Genomic DNA, 17,057 nt, shown 5'->3' on the forward strand with positions numbered 1-17,057 from the left:
GGAGCGGTGGAATGTCCGATATCGGAACGTGTTCGAGCAAAGGAGCACGAAAACGTGACCTCAACCACCGCCGGACGTGAAACTGTTTTCACCTACGGTGCCCCGGCCCTGAAATACGGCACCGGATCGAGTGACGAGATCGGCTACGACCTCACGCAGTACGGCGCTCGCCGGGTGCTCGTCCTGACCGACCCCGCCGTCGCCGCGACGGGCTGGCCACAACGGATCGCCGAAGGCATCGAGGGCTACGGCATCGAAGCGGTCGTCTTCGACGGCGTGCACGTCGAGCCGACCGACGTCAGCATGCGGAAGGCCGTCGACTTCGCCCGCGGACAGGGCGAGTGGGACGCCTTCGTCGCCGTCGGTGGCGGATCGGCCATCGACACCGCCAAGGCGGTGAACCTGCTGACCAGCAACGACGGCGACCTGATGGATTACGTCAACGCCCCGGTCGGCGGCGGCCGCGCGCCGAGCGCGCCGCTGAAACCGCTGGTCGCGGTCCCGACCACCACCGGAACGGGCTCGGAGAGCACCACGGTCTGTGTGCTGGACGTGTTGTCACTGCGGGTGAAGAGCGGCATCAGCCATCTCCGGCTGCGGCCGAGCCTCGCCGTGGTCGACCCGAGGCTGACCGTCTCGCAGCCGCCGGAGGTCACCGCCGCGAGCGGGATGGACATCCTTTGCCACGCCGCGGAAAGCTATACGGCCAAGCCGTACACCGAGTTCGACCGGAAACGACCGGAGGACCGGGTTCCTTACTGTGGCTCGAATCCGCTCGCCGACATGTTCGCCGAGCAGTCGCTGCGGCTGCTGTCGTGGGCGCTGCCCGCGGCCGTGCGGGACGGCTCGGACATGAAGGCGCGCGAGGCGATGGCGCTCGCGGCGACCTTCGCCGGGCTCGGCTTCGGCAACGCCGGCGTGCACATCCCGCACGCCAACGCGTATCCGATCGCCGGACAGGTGCGGGAGTTCCATCCCGCCGGGTATCCGGGCGACGAGGCGATGGTGCCGCACGGGATGGCCGTCTCGCTGACCGCGCCCGCGGCCTTCCGGTTCACCTTCGACGCCGCCCCGGACCGGCACGAACGGGTGGCCAGGCTGCTCGCGCCGGACTTCGAATGGCCGGGCGACCTGCGGGACCACCTGCCCGCGGTGCTGCGGCAGCTCATGCGGGAGATCGGCATCCCCAACGGGATCGGCGCCGTCGGCTACACCGAGTCCGATGTGGACTCCCTGGTTTCCGGCACGGTGAAACAACAACGGCTGCTGGCGACGGCGCCGCGCGAAGCGTCCGAAGAGGATCTCGCCGGCATCCTGCGGGACTCGGTGACGCTGTGGTGAACGCCGAGTACCCGCACTGGCAGACGGTTCCGTTGCGGTGGAAGGACAACGACGTCTACGGACACGTCAACAACGTCGTCCACTACTCGGTGATGGACACCGTGATCAACACCTGGCTGATCGAACGCGGCGGGCTCGACATCGAGACCGGCGGCGTCATCGGGCTGTGCGTGGAATCGCAGTGCAAATACCACGCTTCGGTTTCGTTCCCGGGAGAACTCGAGGTCGGTCTGCGGGTGGGGCACCTCGGCCGGTCCAGCGTCCGCTACGAGGTCGGGATGTACTCGAAGGAGACGGTGATCGCGGAGGGGCACTTCGTGCACGTCTTCGTCGATCGTCCTTCGCGGAGGCCGGTCCCCGTCGAGGGTCTACTCAGGAGCGCGCTCGAAGAACTGGCCACTGGGCTGGGGTAGCCGCGGCGACCATGCGTGCATGAGCTCGGCGTAGCGCGTGGACCGGTCCATGAGTTCGAGGTGGGTGCCCAGGGCGGTCTCCTTGCCGTCCATCACCAGGACCCGGTCCGCGCGCAACGCCGACGTCAGCCGGTGCGCGATCACCACCAGCACCCCGCCGCGGTCGGCGAACGCCCGTTCCGCGCGGGCTTCGGCGGGCGGGTCGAGATGCGACGTCGCCTCGTCGAGGACGACGACGCCCGCGTCGCTCGCGTACACCCGCGCGAGCGCGATCAGCTGCGCCTCACCGGCGGACAACGTGCCGTGCCCGATCTCGCCGTCGAGCCCGCCCAGCCGCGTGACCAGCGGTTCCGCGCCGACGGCCGCCACCGCGGCGAGCAGTTCACCGTCCATCGCGGTCTGCGCGAACAGCCCGACGTTGTCCCGCACGGACCCCGCGAAGACGTAGGCCTCCTGCGGGATCAGTGCGACCATCCGGTGGCGCAGCGCCGCCGGGACCTCCCGGACCGGGACCCCGCCGAGCAGCACCCGGCCCGCCCGCGGTTCGAGCATCCCGGTCAGGAGCCCGGCCAAAGTCGATTTGCCGATCCCGCTCGGCCCCACCACCGCGAGCCGTTCGCCGGGCCGCAGATGCAGGTCGAGACCGCGGACCACCGGTTGCGCCGCCGCGCCCCAGCTGAAGCTCAGGTCTCGCACGTAGATCGCGGTCCCGTCGGGTTCGGCGGTGCCGTCCGGCTCCGGTTCGGCCTCCGCGGTCTCCGCCAGCCGTCGCAGCGCGACGATCAGCCGCAGCACCACGGTGCTCGCGGTCGAGGCAAGGCCGCGCAACGCCGGCCGCATCGTCGTCGCCAGATAGACGAGCGCGCCGAGCGCGGCCCCGGCGGTGAGCACGCCGTCCTTGACCATCCCCGGCGCCACCAGCAACGCCAGGAGCAGCGGCACGAACCCGCCGGTCGCGATCACTACCGCCCGCGCCGCCCCGGACCGCGCCACCCGCACGGCCGCCTTGGCCTGCGTGTCGATCGCGTCGTAGAGCTCAAGGGAGGCAAGGGGTTCCGCGCCGCAGGCGACGATGTCGCGCATCCCGGACAGCGACGCGCCCGCGACCTCGGCGGTCCGTTCGTCGGCCAGCGCGAGCGCCCGCTGACGGCGGGCCAGCGACGGGAGCAGGCAGGCGAACGCGACCACCGAGACCACCACCGGGATCGCGACGATCAGCGCCAGCGAACCGGCGACGGTGAACAGCCCGGCCAGCGCCGCCACCGTCGTCACGACCATCGCGCGCGCCTGCACCAGGAGTCCGGCCGTCGCGTCGCGGACCACTTCGACGTGCTGGGTGATACGGGCGACGCCGCTGGCGTCCGGCTGGTTCCGGGGCGGTGACGGATCGTGCAGGACGCCGCGCACGACGGCGGTCACCAGCGCGTCGCGCAACGGCTCGACGACCTTGCCGAGCTGATGCCACACCAGCCGCGAGCCGAACGCCCCGAGCACGGCGACCAGGCCGAAGACCGCGAGCCAACGCAGTCCGGTGCCTGGCCGATCCGCGGCAAACCCCTCGTCAACCGCGAGTTCGACCAGGCGACCGGACAAGAACGCGGGCGCGCTCTCCAGCACGGAGCAGGCCAGCAGGACCAGCCCGCCTCTCCACTGCCCGGCCAGCGCCGAGCGGTAGAGCCCCCAGACGCTCACTGCTCACCCTCGGTGAAAACGGCCTGATAAGCCGGTTTTCGCCAAAGCTCTTGATGCGGTCCGACCGCGCGGACGCGGCCGTCCTCCAGCCACACCACGACGTCCGCCCGCGACGCGGTGGCCGCGCGATGCGTCACCACGACCCGGGTCCGGCCGGGCAGGGTGCGTTCGATCGCTTCCTCGACGGCGGCTTCGGTGACCGTGTCGAGGCTGGCGGTGGCGTCGTCGAGGATGAGCACGCGCGGCGCGTGCGCGATCGCGCGCGCCAGCCCGATCCGCTGCGCCTCCCCGCCGGAGAGCGGCGTCTCCGAAAGCGGCGTCCGGTAGCCGTCCGGCAGCCGGACGATCAGGTCGTCGACCTGCGCGGACCGGCACGCGCCGCGTACGGCGGCCTCTCCCGCCCACGAGCCGTACCCGACCGCGTCACCGATGGTCGCGCCGAGCAGCGCGGGCCGTTCGAACGCGAACCCGACGACGGCACGGAGTTCGTACGGCCGCAGCTTCTCCAGCGGACGGCCGTCGAGCGTCGCCGTTCCTTCATCCGGCGGCAGCAGCCCGCCCAGGACGTTGACCAGCGCGGACTTCCCCGAGCCGGACCGCCCGACGACGGCGGTGAACCGGCCGCCGCGCACGAGCAGGTCGACGTCCCGCAGCGCGCCTTCGACGGTGACCCCGCGCAGTTCGAGCGTGCCCCGCCCGGGGACGACGCCGAGATCACCCGGTTCGGGGACCGGCGCGTCCAGTACCTCGTTGATCCGCCGCGCGCACGATCGCGCGCGGGAAAGTGTTGTCAGCAAAGGAATCTGGGTGACCAGGCCCATGCCGAGGGCGACGTAGCCGAGCGCGGCGAGGACCTGGCCGACGGTCAGCCTGCCTTCCATCACGCCGAACCCGGCGGCCGCGAGCACCGCGAGCTCCACCGCGGGCAGCAGCAGACCGGACCGCCACACCATCCGGGCCTGCGTACGCCACATCCCGCGACCGGCGAGGCTCAGTTTCGGCAGCGGCCGCAGCACGCGTTCGGCTTCGCGGTCGGCGGTGCCCGACGCGGCGATCGTGCGGAGCCCGGCGACGGCGTCGACCATCCTCGCCGCCAGTTCGCCGGACACCTCCTGGTAGGTCAGGACGTCGTCGGCGGTGTTCTTCAGGTGGGTGCGCGCGAACATCAGGCCGAACGGGATGCTGCCGAGGAAGACGAGCGCGAGCCGCCAGTCCATCAGCGCGAGCAGGACGACCGAGCCGCCGGAGATCACGGTGGTCGATCCGAGCTGGACGAAGACCGAGGCGACCAGTCCGGCGCCGGTGCAGTCACCGGTGAGCCTGCTGATCGCGTCACCGTCGGCGAACGTCGAGCGGGTGCCGAGCGCGAGGTACCGGTCGGTCAGCCGCCGGCGCAGCCAGGCCGTCGCGGAACTGGTCATCCGCGCGGTCACGATCCCGCCGATCAGGGCGACCGCGATCTCGGTGACGCCGAGGACGATCAGCCAGGAGACCTCGGGAAGGCTGGGACGTCCGGCCACGACCACGTCGACGGCGGCCGCGAGCGCGCCGGGCAGGAGCAGCCCGGACGCCGTCCCGACGAGCGCGCACAGGATCAGCGCGATCAGGCGGGGACGATCGAGCGCGATCACCGCGACCACCAGCCGATCGGCGGAACCCCGCATCCCACTCCTTAGTTCCCGGGACCCCGCGTCCGCGATCGACGTCGGCAGGGCAGTTGATCCGAACAGCCGAGGTGAGCGAGCAGGGCGCCCTGCCACCGCGATAGCGGGGCCTCCGGCCGGGGGGCACGCGTGGGCCGATTCAGGTGACCCACCCTCGGCTCCGCGTCCCACTCCTCAATCCGTGATCCCATCGAGACGATGCAAAAGGCAAAATGAAGAGCGCGGGAGCGGCGCACTTGGCCTGTGCCGCTCCCGCGCCCTCGTCGATCAGACCTGGATCAGTGGCAGGTCAGCAGGCTGACGGTGCTGTCCGCGCAGGACGCGAGCAGGCTCAGGTTGCTGGTGCCGCCGTGGCTGCCGCCGCCGTGGCCACCGTCGAGAACCTCGGGGGCTTCCAGGGCCTGCAGGTCGAGAACCAGTTCCATGGTGTTCCCTTTCACTAGTTTTCTCTTACGTCCGCCGTCCTCAGTGGACGGCAGTTCGGGAGGACAGGAAAGGCAGCGCGGCCTTCCCGTCCAGGGTCGCGGCGAGGGCGAGCAGGACGCCCGCGCCGCCGGTGACGACGTCCATCGACAGCCGCAGCAGCTGGTTGCCGGGGAACGCCAGGCCGCCCTTGTACGGCACCGCGTACCAGGCCAGCCGGGAAAGATGCAGGTCGATGGCGTCGCGGATCTTCCGGTCCGGTTCGGCGCCCATGGCCAGCGCGGTCATCAGCCCGCACCGGCCGAACAGCAGCCCGGGGTGGATGACGAACTCGCCGCGGCACGCTTCGCGCAGGCCGTGAAGGCTCTTCAACGCCTTCGCGTCGGGACGGTGCTTCGCGAGCTCCTCGGCGACCATGAGGATCCCGGCGCTGCCGACACCCGCGTAGGGCAAGGTCCTGGTCTCGCCGTCACGGACTTGCAGCGAGTCGTCGTTGGACTCGACGCACTCCTCGATGTCGCGCTCCAGCGCCTGGTCGGCGAAGGAGAGCCAGCCCTCTTCGCGGGTCCGCTCGAACAGCCGGACGAACAGCAGCGCCGCGCCCGACCAGCCGTTGAGCAACCCGGCCCTGGCGAAGTCGCCGGGCGGGTCGGCGGTCTCGAGCGCTTCGGCGAGCCGGACGGCGGTGGCGAGCGCCTGCCTGCCGAACTCGTTGTCCTTGCGGGTCACCGCGAAATGCAGCTGGGTGAGCCCGATCCCGGACAGGCCGCCTTCCAGGCCGTGGTCGGTGGTCTGCTCGACCAGCGTCGCCGACGACGCCAGCAGTTCGGTGGCCTCGTCCCGGTACCCGAGCTCGTCGAGGACGTACGCGATCCCGTACGAACCGTCGTAGAACCCCGGTCGTTTCGGCGGATCGCGGCGGATCGAGTCCAGCAACCAGCGTTCGTGTTCGGGGTGACGCTCGCCGCTGACGACGTTCAGGGCGTGCAGCACGCCGGCCGCGCCGTAACCGAAGCACGCGCCGCCGACGCGGAACTGCTCGATGTCGCCGGGGAACAGCCGGTCGGTGCGTTCGGGGGTCGCGCTGGCGAGGATCGCCTCGGTGATCTGCTTGCGGACCAGCGCCCAGTCCGGTTCGTCCTGATCCAGCTCGGTCGCGCTGCTCAGCGGCGGGCCGTTCCGGGGCGCGAGTACCTCGACGATCGAGTCGGCGTACCCCTCCGGGACGGCGAAACGCTTCTGGACGAAGTCCGCGAGCCCGCGCAGCTTCGCCGGAGCGAGCTCCAGGAGCGTGGTGAGCGGCAGGAAGATCCACAGCTTCAGGACGGCGAGCGCGTACTCGTCGACCTCGAAACCCTTCCGGTCGCGCGGGGCGCGGAAACCGGGCGCGCCGAGCGCCGGCCGTTTGCCGCTTTCGACGTCGGCCGCCATTTCGAAGTCGATCAGCGAGATCTTGTCGTCGTCCCCGTCGACCAGGATGTTCAGGGAGTGCAGGTCACCGAAGACGATCCCGCGGTCGTGCACCGATCCGACCGTCTTCTCCACCCGCCGGACCAGCGCCAGCGCGCGTTCGGTGTACTCGGCGATGTCGGTCTCGGTGGTTTCCCGCCGCGTGAGCGGGTAGTTGCGGGCGAGCCAGTTGCCGAGCGAAAGGCCCGGCATGTACTCCATCGCCAGGAAGTGGTGCTCCCAGACGGTGAACCGGTCGAAGGCGGCGGGGACGCCCTCGACGCCCTTCAGCCGCTCCAGCACCTCGTGCTCGCGGCGGAGGCGTTCGACGGCGTCGATCTCATCGCGGTCCAGGCCGGCGAACGGCCTGGCCTCCTTGAGGACCACCCGCTCGTCGTCGGTGTTCCGGTCGGCGAGGTACACGCCGCCACCGTTGGAGAAGTGCAGTGAACTTTTCACCTGATAGGGGAACTGGTTCGCGCCGCCGCCCTTGCGAGCTGCGAGATGAGGCGCGAGGAACTCCGGAATGGTCACCCAGTCGGGTACGGAGAAGGTCGGCTCCCGCTTGTCCGGGACCAACGTTCCGTCCGGTTTGCGCACCGCCAGGACACGTTTTCCGTCGAGTTCGACCCATTGCTCTGCGAATCCGCCATAGCGGACGTAGAGCGGGCCGGCACCATACCGAAGATCACTGAGAATGTAAGCCCCCGGCTCCCCGTCCAGCTTCACGGACAGCTCGGCGAGAACGCGTTCGAGCTCGTTGTTGTCAGCTGGATAAAGAGTCAGTAACTTCCCGCTTCCGTCACGCGGAGCGTATTTAGAATTCCTTGCCAGCAGCGTGGTCCGCGAACGCAGGTGCTTGTAGGACACGTCGTGCTCGACACAATGATCATGCACCTTCACGAGCACTCGCTCGGCGTTGCCCAACCCGGCCGAAACGTGGATTTTCCAGCCCTGCAAGGGAAGGTTGCGATCAACAGGGTGCATCATCCGCCACACTCCGCGCACCCCGGAACGCCAGCCCGACTCGGGAGCGGGCAACAGGGAGGCGAAATCATCGGCGGAGTTCCCGGTTTCCCGCTGTTCGTCGAAGAACAGTGGATCAGCGAAGCAATACGCTTCGTACCGGACGTCCATCGAGCGCCCCCTCCTTCGGCACCAATCGGATGGGCCATGTGCACCATCGCGATGGAGAATATTCCACCCGCCGGAAACCGAACGGCCAATCCGCCATACCGGGGGTTCGGATGGGCTGTTCAGGGACGTGAATTCGAAACCTACCGAATGGTAGGGGTACCCAGCGTAAGATCACCAGGGATTTCAACCACCCGGTCGGTGTGTAACACGAACGGACGTGCGACGTAATCCCAGGTGGCGCCACCGATCACAATTGAGCGCGGCGGAATTGACGGAGCGCCAATCCGCTGCGCTTCGTGATCTATTCACGGGAGGTCTGGACCACTGCTCGCTCCGTGGCCCCCGCCACGCACCCCACCGGTCGCCCGTCGGCGGTGATCGGCCCGGAGGTACGTTGTCGCCGGTGGAGCAGGCAAGGAGGCGGGCGTGATCACAGGCTTCGCGATGACCGTCGCGATCTGCGCGACGCTGGTCGCGGTATGGAGTTTCGTGCAGTCCGCACGCAAGAAGCTCCCGGACAACGCACTGCTCGCCGGCCTCGCCGTCGTCGAACTCCTCCTGGTGGCCCAGCTCGTGATCGGCGTCGTCCTGCTGATCGGCGGCGGCCGCCCGGGCAGCATGGCCACCTATCTCGCCTACCTGATCGGCAGCCTGGTCGTGCTCCCGCTCGGGACGTTCTGGGCGCTGGCCGAACGCTCGCGGTCGAGCACCGCGATCCTCGGGATCGCCTGCCTCGCCATCCCGGTGATGGTGCTCCGGCTGCACGAGGTCTGGGCGGGCGCCAGTGCCTGAAGAAACCGAGGAGCGAACGGTGGACACCCACCCGGAGAAGACCTCCGGCCCGGGACGGATCCTGGTCGCCGTGTACGCGATCTTCGCGCTGGCGGCGACTTCGCGCGCCGCCGTGCAGATCAGCACCAAGTTCCACGAGGCCCCGCTGGCCTACGTGCTCTCCGCGTTCGCGGCCATCGTCTATCTCCTGGCCACCGTGGCCCTCGCGCGCCGCGGCGCGAACTGGTGGCGGATCGCGCTGGTCGCCTGTGGGATCGAACTGCTCGGCGTGCTGACCGTCGGCACGTTCAGCCTCTTCGACCGCGAGGCCTTCCCGCACGCCACCGTGTGGTCGGTGTACGGGCAGGGCTACCTCTTCATCCCGCTGGTGCTGCCGGTGATCGGGCTGTTCTGGCTGCGGCGCACCAAGCCCTGACGGAACAGGCCAGGGTGCCGCGACACCGAACTCGTGTGATCGAACACGGATCTCGCGTGTTTGGAGGCGGATCTCGCGTGCTCAGAAGCCGCACACGCGAGTTCCGCCTCCAAACACGCGAGTCACGTCTTCAAGCACGCGAGTCACGACTTGCGGTCACTGCTCGAAGCAGCCCTTTTCGTTGAGCGGGCCGAACGAGGGCAGGATCAGCCCGCACAGGTAGCCGTCGATCCAGCGCCCGTTGCCCGCGACGTTGGTGAGCACCCGGATCGCCGGGGCGAACGCGGCGATCCCCTTGGCCAGCGAATCCTGGTTGCGCTGGAGCATCGACGTCAGCCGGTCGAGTTGTTCGAGCACCGGCGAGAGTTGCGCGTCGTTGTCGGCGATGATGCCGTCGAGGGCGGTCGCGAGCCGTTTCGAGCCGTCGAGCAGGTCCTTGATCGCCTGCTGCCGGGTGGAGATCGCGCGCAGCAGCGCGTTGCCGTCCTGGATCAGCCGCTGGACCTCGGCGTCGCGGTCGACGAGGGTCTGGGAGACCTGCCGCGTGTTCGCCACCAGCGTCCGGAGCTGCCGGTCGCGGGAGGCGATGGTGCCGGACAGCTTCGAGACCCCGTCGAGCGCGGCGCGGACGTCGGCGGGCGTGTCGGCGAAGGTGGCCGAGATGGCGTCGAAGCTCTTCGCGAGCTGGTCGACATCGACGGCGTCGACGGTCTTCGACAGATCCCGAAACGCTTCAAGGACGTCGTAGGGCGCGGTCGTCCGCCGCAGCGGGATCGCGTCGCCGGGATCGAGGATCGCCTCGCCGTGCGGATCGAGCGCCAGATACTTCTGGCCCAGCACGTTCTTGATCCGGATGGACGCGCTCGTCGCGTCGCCGACCCAGGCGTCCTTCACCCGGAAGGAGACGAGCACGCGATCGCCTTCGAGGTCGATCTCGGACACCTTGCCGACCTTCACCCCGGCGATCCGCACGTCGTTGTCCGCGCGCAGGCCGCCCGCGTCGGAGAATTCGGCCGAATAGGTCGTGCCGCCGCCGATCACCGGCAGGGCGTCGGCGTTGAGCGCGGCCGCCATCCCGAGCGCCATCGTGGTGAGACCGGCGAGCGCCGTCTTGACCGGATCCACCGCGCCGAAGGACCTCATCGTCTCACCTCGCAGGTCACGAGCGGCAAACTCTAGGGGCCGCTCGGGACCGTCGCCAGGCGAAACGTTGCACCGATCGAGTGGTGTCGTCTGTCCATTATGGACTGACAGCTACCGCCAGAGCGTGTCCGCCGTCCCCCGCGCGACGTGCTCTTCGTAGACCTCGACCTTCCTGCTGATCACTTCCAGGCAGTCGGCCAGTTCGGCGATCCGGTCGCGAACGGTGTCCTGATGCGCCCGCAACAGCTCCAGCCGCTCCTCCTCGTTTCCCGGCCCCTGCCGGACGAGTTCGGCGAACTCGCGGATGGTGGCGAGCGGCATTCCGGACGCCCGGAACTTCGTGCAGTTCACCAGCCATTCGACGTCGTACTCGGTGTACACGCGGCGACCGTTCGAGTCCCGTTTCACCGGCGCCGCGAGCAGCCCTTCCTTCTCGTAGAAGCGAAGCGCGTGCACGCTGAGGCCCGTCCGGTCGGTGACCTGGCCGATCGCGAGTTCCGTCACCTCGCCGACGATAGCTGTTGACCTAGAGGGCCCTCTAGCTCCTAGCGTTCGCCGCATGAGCACCGCACAGCACAAGATCGGGTCCGGCTTCGACGCGCGCAGCACCGCCGCGGAAGTCCTGGACGGGATCGACCTCTCGGGCGAACTCGCCGTCGTCACCGGCGGCTATTCGGGCCTGGGCCTGGAAACCACCCGCGCCCTGGCGAACGCCGGCGCGCACGTCGTCGTCCCCGCCCGCCGTCCGGCCGACGCGGAGGCCGCGCTCGCCGGGATCCCCGGCACCGAGGTCGGCGAGCTCGACCTCGCCGACCTGGCGAGCGTCGAGACCTTCGCCCGCCGCTTCCTCGACACGGGACGCTCGATCGACCTCCTGATCGCCGGGGCCGGGATCATGGCCGCGCCCGAACGGCGGGTCGGCCCCGGCTGGGAGTCGCATTTCGCGATCTGCCACCTCGGTCACCACGCCTTGGTGGGCCGTCTCTGGCCGGCGCTGACGGCGTCCGGCGGCGCCCGCGTCGTCACGGTGGCCTCCTCCGGGCACCATTCCTCGCCGATGCGCTGGGACGACGTCCACTTCGAGCTCGGCTACGACCGGTGGCTCGCCTATGGCCAGGCCAAAACCGCGAACGTGCTGTTCGCGGTGCACCTGGACAGGTTCGGCGCCGAACACGGGGTCCGCGCGTTCAGTCTGCACCCGGGCGCCATCCTCACTCCCCTGCAGCGGCATCTGCGGCCGGAGGAGATGGTCGAGCGCGGCTGGATCGACGAACACGGGAACCAGGCCGACCCGGATTTCAAGTCGCCGGAGCAGGGCGCGGCCACCCAGGTCTGGGCCGCGACGTCCCCGCTGCTCGACGGACTGGGCGGGTTGTACTGCGAGGACTGCGAAGTCGCCGAGATCGCCGAGGAGGAAGGCGAGTGGGCCGGCGTGCGCCCGTACGCGATCGACGCCGGTGAGGCCGCGCGCCTGTGGAAGCTGTCCGCCGACCTCACCGGTGTCTCCCCCTTCTAGTTCCAGAACTTGACCTCGGGGTTGGCCGCCACCGGTCCGTCGAGCAGCGGCTGACGTCCACCGTGCAGGTGCTTGCCGAAGAACGCGGACACATAAGCCCTGGTCAGCTGCATCCCGCGCACACCCCCGAGCCGGCCGGGCTCCCCCAGGCCGAGCTGCTCGCCGAGGACCCCGACGTCGGTGAAGGACGGATGATCGGCCGCGGCGAAGCTGATCCAGCGCTTCCAGCCGGTGAGGTTCGGCCAACTGCCCGCCCACGTCGTGTCCGGACCGGTCGGGGTGTACTCGCTTTCGCGGCCGAGCAACAGGAACGGCCGGTCGATCCCGGACGCGGGGATCGGCGACCACAGCCTGCCGTCCAGGTCGGCCCCCGCCCGGATCCGCTGGTCGGCGACCATCGCGGCCGGCGTGCTGTACCCGCCGATGGAATGCCCGGCCATGCCGATCCGGGTCCGGTCGATCAGCCGGGACCACGGTGACGAAGGCTTGGTCACCGTGTCGAGGAGGAACGAGACGTCGGCGGCGCGCACCGGCGGGAGCAGCTTCGAGTCCGATCCGCACGCGACGCAGTCGGTGACGCGGCCGTCGGGGAAGGCGGTGCCGAAGGCTTCGTAGTTGTGGCCGACCACCGCGACGACGAAACCCTTGCTCGCCAGTTCTTCCGCCAGTCCGGTGAGCGTGGTGCGCGGCTTGTTGAACCCCGGCGACAGGACGACCAGCGCGCGCTTCCCGGGCAGGGGCGGGGCGTCGACGCGGGCGCTGGTCCGGATCCCGGCGACCCGCGCGGGGTCGATGTCGGGCAGGCCCGATCCGGTCAGGAACATCTTGGCCTCGGCCAACGTGAGATACGGCCGTTTCGGGCCGACCGGCAGCAGCGCCGGATAGAACATCGACACCATCAGCTCGCGCGGCCCGGTCGGCACCCAGGGGTCCTTGCGCGCCTGGTCGACCAGGTACAGGTCGGTGGAGCCGACGGGATACGAGCCGGTCGGCGGCGGCAACGTCAGCCGCGGGACCGCCGAAGCCGGGCTCGCGAGGGACACCAGGCCGGCGAGGGCGGCCACTGCGACGAGAAGCCTTCTCATGAGGATTCCGTTCTGTCGAGGATCTTGCTCCGCCCAGCCTGGGACCGGATGTCGTATCCGCGCGTCTGCCGCAGGTCGTATCCCGATGTCTGCCGCGAGGTGGATCCCCTGCGTCCGATCCGGGTTTACGCTCGGCTGGTGCTGGCCAACCTCAGGATTCACCCCAAGGCCGTCGACCTCGGGTTGACCGTACTCATCGGACTGTCCACTGTGGTCTCCGCCGATGACCCCGAGGGCTTCGAGTGGTGGCTGACCTCCTTGGTGGCCATGGCTTCCGTGCTGGTCCGCCATCGCAATCCGATGATCACGTTTTCGACCGGCGTGGCGGTCTCCCTCCTTCATCTGGCCATGGGCAACGACCTCCGCCCGGTCGACGTCGTGGCGTTGATCGGCCTTTTCTCCGTGGCGGCTTGGGGCTCGCGGCGGCTCTCCCTGGCGCTGCTGGCGGCGGCGTTGCTCGTCGCCGCGGCATGGTCGTTCCACGCGTCCCAGGCGAATTCCCGGGAACCGGGCCCGCGACCGCCGCGGATCATCATCATCGATCCGCTGGCGCCCTTCGACACCGAGACCGACGTGCGGCAAGTCCAGGACTGGGGCGGTTTCCCGGGCATCGGGCTGTCGCTCGCGGTGGCATGGCTGGCCGGGCTGAACACGCGGCAGCGCCGGATCCGCCTGTCGGTGCTGGAACAGCGGGCCGCCGATCTCGAACGCGAGCGCGACACCCAGGCCGCGCTGGCCGTGGTCGCCGAACGCGGCCGGATCAGCCGCGAACTGCACGACGTCGTCGCGCACGCGCTTTCCGTGATGGTGCTGCAGGCCCAGGGCGCCCAGGCGGAACTGGACAAGCGGCCCGAGCGATCCCGGGAGGCGCTGGACGCCGTCGTCGGCACCGGGCGGACCGCGTTGAGCGAGATCCGGCGGCTGCTCGGCGCGCTCGGGGGAGACGAGCCGGATTGGGAACCCCAGCCGGGCGCGGAACGCCTGCCGCGGCTGGTCGCCGACGTCCGCGCCGCGGGCACGCCGGTCGACTTCCGGGTCGAAGGGGAACCCCGGCCACTTCCGTCCACAGTGGACTTGGCTGCCTACCGGATCGTGCAGGAGGGGCTGACGAACGTGCTTAAGCACGCCGGCCAGGGCGCGTCGGCGACTATCGTGATGCGGTACGACCCCGGGGTGCTGGCGATCGAGGTGTCCGACGACGGCGTCCCGGCGGAACCGCCGCCCGGCACCGGGCACGGCCTCGAAGGGATGCGGGAACGGGTGAACGTGCTGGGCGGCACCTTCGACGCGGGACCGCGGGCGGACCGCGGCTTCACCGTCCGCGCGACCCTGCCGTCATGACGATCCGGGTGGTCATCGCCGACGACCAGGCGCTCGTGCGCACCGGCCTGCGGATGATCCTGGACAACGCGGACGACATCGACGTCGTCGGCGAGGCCGGGGACGGCGCGGAGGCCATCGCCCTGGTGGCGGACCTCGATCCCGACGTCGTGCTCATGGACATCCGGATGCCCGAGATGGACGGCGTCGAGGCCACCGCCGCGATCGCCGCGGCCCATCGCGCCCGCGTTCTGGTCCTGACCACCTTCGACCTGGACGAATACGTCTACGCCGCGCTCCAGGCGGGGGCCAGCGGCTTCCTGCTCAAGGACGCTCTGGCGCCGGACCTGCTCTCCGGCGTCCGTGTCGTCGCGGCCGGCGAGGCGACCCTCGCGCCCACCGTCACCCGGCGGCTGCTCGACCGCGTCGTCACCGGCCTGCCCGCCCCGGATCCGGACGACCGGCTCGCCCTGCTCACCGGCCGGGAGAACGAGGTGCTGCACCAGCTGGCGCGCGGCCTGTCCAACGCCGAGATCGCCGAAAAGCTGTTTCTCTCACCGGGGACGGTGAAGACCCACGTCGGCCGCATCCTCACGAAACTCGGCCTTCGCGACCGCGTCCAGGCCGTCGTCTTCGCCTACGAGTCCGGGCTGATCAGCCGGTGACGGCGGCGGGCGCGCGCCAGTGCTTGCCGCGCCGGGGCCGCCGGTGCTGACCGCGCCGCCCGAGGTCGGCGAGGGCGTCCACCGGGCGTGCGGCGAATTCCTCCGCCGTAATGCCCATCCGCACCAGGTACTTGATCTCGCCGCGCACCACTTCGGTGTCGCGCAGCCTGCCTTCCTCGCGGAAGCCGAGGCCGCCGTGCAGGGAAAGCGACGCCAGGTTGCCGCCGTACACGCTGACCTCGCATTTGCGGAAGCCGCGTTGCTCGAACATATGCGCCAGGAGGACGGTGATCGCGTCCGTGGCGTAGCCGCAGCGCTGGTGGCGCGGGGCGATCCCGATGCCGTAGCCGAAGTGGCCGGTCACCGGGTCGGCGCCGATGGTGCAGACCGACCCGACCAGCATCCGGCCGCGGACCGTCTCGATGCCGAAGTGGATGTCGTCGCCCGCGGAACCCGAACGGTGCGAGGCCCAGTGCCGGTGCCCGCCGCCGAGCAGCGTCGACGCCTCGCGGGCCATGTCGCGGTCGAAGCCCATCAGGACCCGCCGGTCCCGGAGGCCGACCTCGCGCAACCGCACCTTCCGCCCGACCTGCTCGGGCTCCGGGGCGGAGTGGCTCACCGCGTCCGGCCGCACGGGTGCTCACGAACGATCACAAGCATGCAACGACGATATCGGTAGTGGCGGGACGCGTCGCCGTTGGCCCGAAATGAGCCCGGCCACGCTCTCGTACGGGACACCCCGGCCGCCCTACCCCGCGAGGGCGAGGCCGAGGAAGAGTCCCAGCATGAATCCCGCGAACATCAGCTTGGCGACATACGAGAGCGTGAACCAGACGCGCATCAGTTCCTCCGTCACCCTTGATGAATCATTTCGAATCAAAGTGAATCATCTGTGCTACAGTGTGTCAACGAGCACCAAGATCGCTGCGCCGACTGAGGCATACGCGTACCCACGAGTAGCCCAACGGTGGTTGATCTTGGCCTCGCGTCGAAGCTTGACACCGCCTGACGGGACTGCTGAAATGACTCGTACCGAATCATTTCGAGTCGCCCCGTCGCCCTACCGACGGGAGATTTCAGAGCGTCATGGACTTCTCTGACGAGTTGGGCCCGGCGCCGACAGGACGAGAGCAACTGGCTGCCGAGCTGCGGCGCCTGCGGGATCTCGCCGGTGTTTCCGGCCGGGATCTGGCACAACGGGTCGGCATCAGCCAGTCCAAGGTGTCCCGCATCGAAGCGGGTGCCGTCGTCCCGTCGCTTCCGGAGGTCACGGCGTGGGGAAAGGAGTTGGGCGTGCCGGTCGAGACCCAGAAGAGGTTGACGGCCTTGACCGAGGCGGCCTACAACGAGGTGCACCCTTGGCATTCAGCACTCGAGGAACCCGGCGTCCTCCAGGAAGGCGCCGAAGAATACGAATCAGTGGCGACCCGGATCCTGGTCTTCCAGCCTTCCGTCGTCCCCGGGCTGCTGCAGACCGCGGAGTACGCGCGCCGGGTGATCACCTTGTTCCACAGGCAATACGCCGACAACGATCTCCGTGCCGAGGTCGCGAGACGGGTGCACCGGCAGCTCGCCCTCTACGACGAGAAGCGCCACTTCGAATTCCTCATCACCGAGTCGGCCCTGCGCTGGCGGCCGGGTTCGACCACCTTGCTGCTGGCCCAGCTCGACCGCATCGCGTCGCTCAGCACCCTGGGCAATGTCAGGATCGGGCTGATCCCCCTCGACACGACGGCCACCACGCTCACGACCCACGGCTTCGACATCTACGAGGGCGACGACGGTGATCAGGACACGTCGGTCGTGGCCGAGATGATCCACGGCGAGATGAGGACCGGCACGGCCAAGCACGTGCAGATCTACCGCTCCCGCTGGCAGCTTCTCCGACAGATGGCGATTTTCGACGACGAGGCACGGAAATTCCTGGATTCCATCGCCTCGAACCTTCGAACAGATACGAATCAATAGAATTCAAGCTCGTTGTTTTCGAAAAACGAAGACC

General features: G+C 69.5%; 16 protein-coding genes. 8 read left to right on the forward strand and 8 right to left on the reverse strand.

All coding sequences use genetic code 11. From position 1 onward, the window contains the following. Positions 1-54 precede the first annotated feature (54 nt). Both AB0N89_RS05870 and AB0N89_RS05875 read left to right on the forward strand, forming a co-directional pair. Positions 55-1,341, forward strand: coding sequence for a hydroxyacid-oxoacid transhydrogenase (locus AB0N89_RS05870; protein WP_364200614.1), 1,287 nt, complete (start codon positions 55-57; stop codon positions 1,339-1,341). Further along, positions 1,335-1,754, forward strand: a complete 420-nt coding sequence (locus AB0N89_RS05875) for a thioesterase family protein (protein ID WP_364200615.1) — start codon at positions 1,335-1,337, stop codon at positions 1,752-1,754. Before AB0N89_RS05870 ends, AB0N89_RS05875 begins: the two co-directional genes overlap by 7 nt. Here the strand turns inward: AB0N89_RS05875 and AB0N89_RS05880 are convergent. The 4 genes from AB0N89_RS05880 to lanKC form a co-directional block, all read right to left on the reverse strand. Then, positions 1,710-3,446 (reverse strand): ABC transporter ATP-binding protein, encoded by a 1,737-nt coding sequence (locus tag AB0N89_RS05880; RefSeq protein ID WP_364200617.1) that lies wholly within the window; start codon positions 3,444-3,446, stop codon positions 1,710-1,712. The two genes, AB0N89_RS05875 and AB0N89_RS05880, sit on opposite strands and share 45 nt — an antisense overlap. Then, a complete protein-coding gene (locus tag AB0N89_RS05885; protein WP_364200619.1) occupies positions 3,443-5,110 on the reverse strand; it encodes an ABC transporter ATP-binding protein in 1,668 nt (555 codons plus the stop codon). Before AB0N89_RS05885 ends, AB0N89_RS05880 begins: the two co-directional genes overlap by 4 nt. Before the next feature lie 278 nt (positions 5,111-5,388). Continuing rightward, complete coding sequence (locus AB0N89_RS05890; RefSeq protein WP_364200621.1) at positions 5,389-5,535, reverse strand: SapB/AmfS family lanthipeptide; 147 nt, start codon at positions 5,533-5,535, stop codon at positions 5,389-5,391. Positions 5,536-5,575: 40 nt separating this feature from the next. Then, positions 5,576-8,119, reverse strand: a complete 2,544-nt coding sequence (lanKC, locus tag AB0N89_RS05895; RefSeq protein ID WP_364200623.1) for a class III lanthionine synthetase LanKC — start codon at positions 8,117-8,119, stop codon at positions 5,576-5,578. Between the two features lie 426 nt (positions 8,120-8,545). Between lanKC and AB0N89_RS05900 the strand changes: the two genes are divergently transcribed. Further along, positions 8,546-8,911: a hypothetical protein gene (locus AB0N89_RS05900; RefSeq protein ID WP_364200625.1), complete on the forward strand. Its 366-nt coding sequence runs from the start codon at positions 8,546-8,548 to the stop codon at positions 8,909-8,911. Then, positions 8,904-9,326 carry a hypothetical protein gene (locus AB0N89_RS05905; protein ID WP_364200627.1) on the forward strand — a complete coding sequence of 141 codons (423 nt, stop codon included), beginning with the start codon at positions 8,904-8,906 and terminating at the stop codon, positions 9,324-9,326. The genes AB0N89_RS05900 and AB0N89_RS05905 overlap by 8 nt, the downstream gene beginning before the upstream one ends. 156 nt (positions 9,327-9,482) lie before the next feature. Here AB0N89_RS05905 and AB0N89_RS05910 read toward each other — a convergent pair whose 3' ends face one another. Together AB0N89_RS05910 and AB0N89_RS05915 are read right to left on the reverse strand one after the other, a co-directional pair. Then, the gene (locus AB0N89_RS05910) at positions 9,483-10,469 is read right to left on the reverse strand and encodes an MCE family protein (RefSeq protein WP_364200629.1); all 987 of its coding nucleotides are present in this window, start codon (positions 10,467-10,469) and stop codon (positions 9,483-9,485) included. A gap of 111 nt (positions 10,470-10,580) precedes the next feature. Then, positions 10,581-10,973, reverse strand: a complete 393-nt coding sequence (locus AB0N89_RS05915; protein WP_364200631.1) for a MerR family transcriptional regulator — start codon at positions 10,971-10,973, stop codon at positions 10,581-10,583. Between the two features lie 55 nt (positions 10,974-11,028). Between AB0N89_RS05915 and AB0N89_RS05920 the strand changes: the two genes are divergently transcribed. Then, positions 11,029-11,985, forward strand: a complete 957-nt coding sequence (locus AB0N89_RS05920; protein WP_364200633.1) for an SDR family NAD(P)-dependent oxidoreductase — start codon at positions 11,029-11,031, stop codon at positions 11,983-11,985. Here the strand turns inward: AB0N89_RS05920 and AB0N89_RS05925 are convergent. Beyond that, positions 11,982-13,070 carry an alpha/beta hydrolase gene (locus AB0N89_RS05925; RefSeq protein ID WP_364200635.1) on the reverse strand — a complete coding sequence of 363 codons (1,089 nt, stop codon included), beginning with the start codon at positions 13,068-13,070 and terminating at the stop codon, positions 11,982-11,984. The genes AB0N89_RS05920 and AB0N89_RS05925 overlap by 4 nt on opposite strands. A gap of 138 nt (positions 13,071-13,208) precedes the next feature. Between AB0N89_RS05925 and AB0N89_RS05930 the strand changes: the two genes are divergently transcribed. Further along, a complete protein-coding gene (locus tag AB0N89_RS05930; protein WP_364200637.1) occupies positions 13,209-14,411 on the forward strand; it encodes a sensor histidine kinase in 1,203 nt (400 codons plus the stop codon). Then, the gene (locus AB0N89_RS05935) at positions 14,408-15,055 is read left to right on the forward strand and encodes a response regulator transcription factor (protein WP_364200639.1); all 648 of its coding nucleotides are present in this window, start codon (positions 14,408-14,410) and stop codon (positions 15,053-15,055) included. The genes AB0N89_RS05930 and AB0N89_RS05935 overlap by 4 nt, the downstream gene beginning before the upstream one ends. On the opposite strand, the gene AB0N89_RS05940 is transcribed toward AB0N89_RS05935, so the two are convergent. Then, positions 15,045-15,689 (reverse strand): GNAT family protein, encoded by a 645-nt coding sequence (locus AB0N89_RS05940; protein WP_364200641.1) that lies wholly within the window; start codon positions 15,687-15,689, stop codon positions 15,045-15,047. The genes AB0N89_RS05935 and AB0N89_RS05940 overlap by 11 nt on opposite strands. A gap of 452 nt (positions 15,690-16,141) precedes the next feature. Between AB0N89_RS05940 and AB0N89_RS05945 the strand changes: the two genes are divergently transcribed. After that, positions 16,142-17,023 carry a helix-turn-helix transcriptional regulator gene (locus AB0N89_RS05945; RefSeq protein ID WP_364200643.1) on the forward strand — a complete coding sequence of 294 codons (882 nt, stop codon included), beginning with the start codon at positions 16,142-16,144 and terminating at the stop codon, positions 17,021-17,023. Positions 17,024-17,057 lie beyond the last annotated feature (34 nt).

Origin of the sequence: Amycolatopsis sp. NPDC089917, assembly GCF_040684635.1 — a bacterium.
Taxonomy (GTDB): Bacteria; Actinomycetota; Actinomycetes; order Mycobacteriales; family Pseudonocardiaceae; genus Amycolatopsis.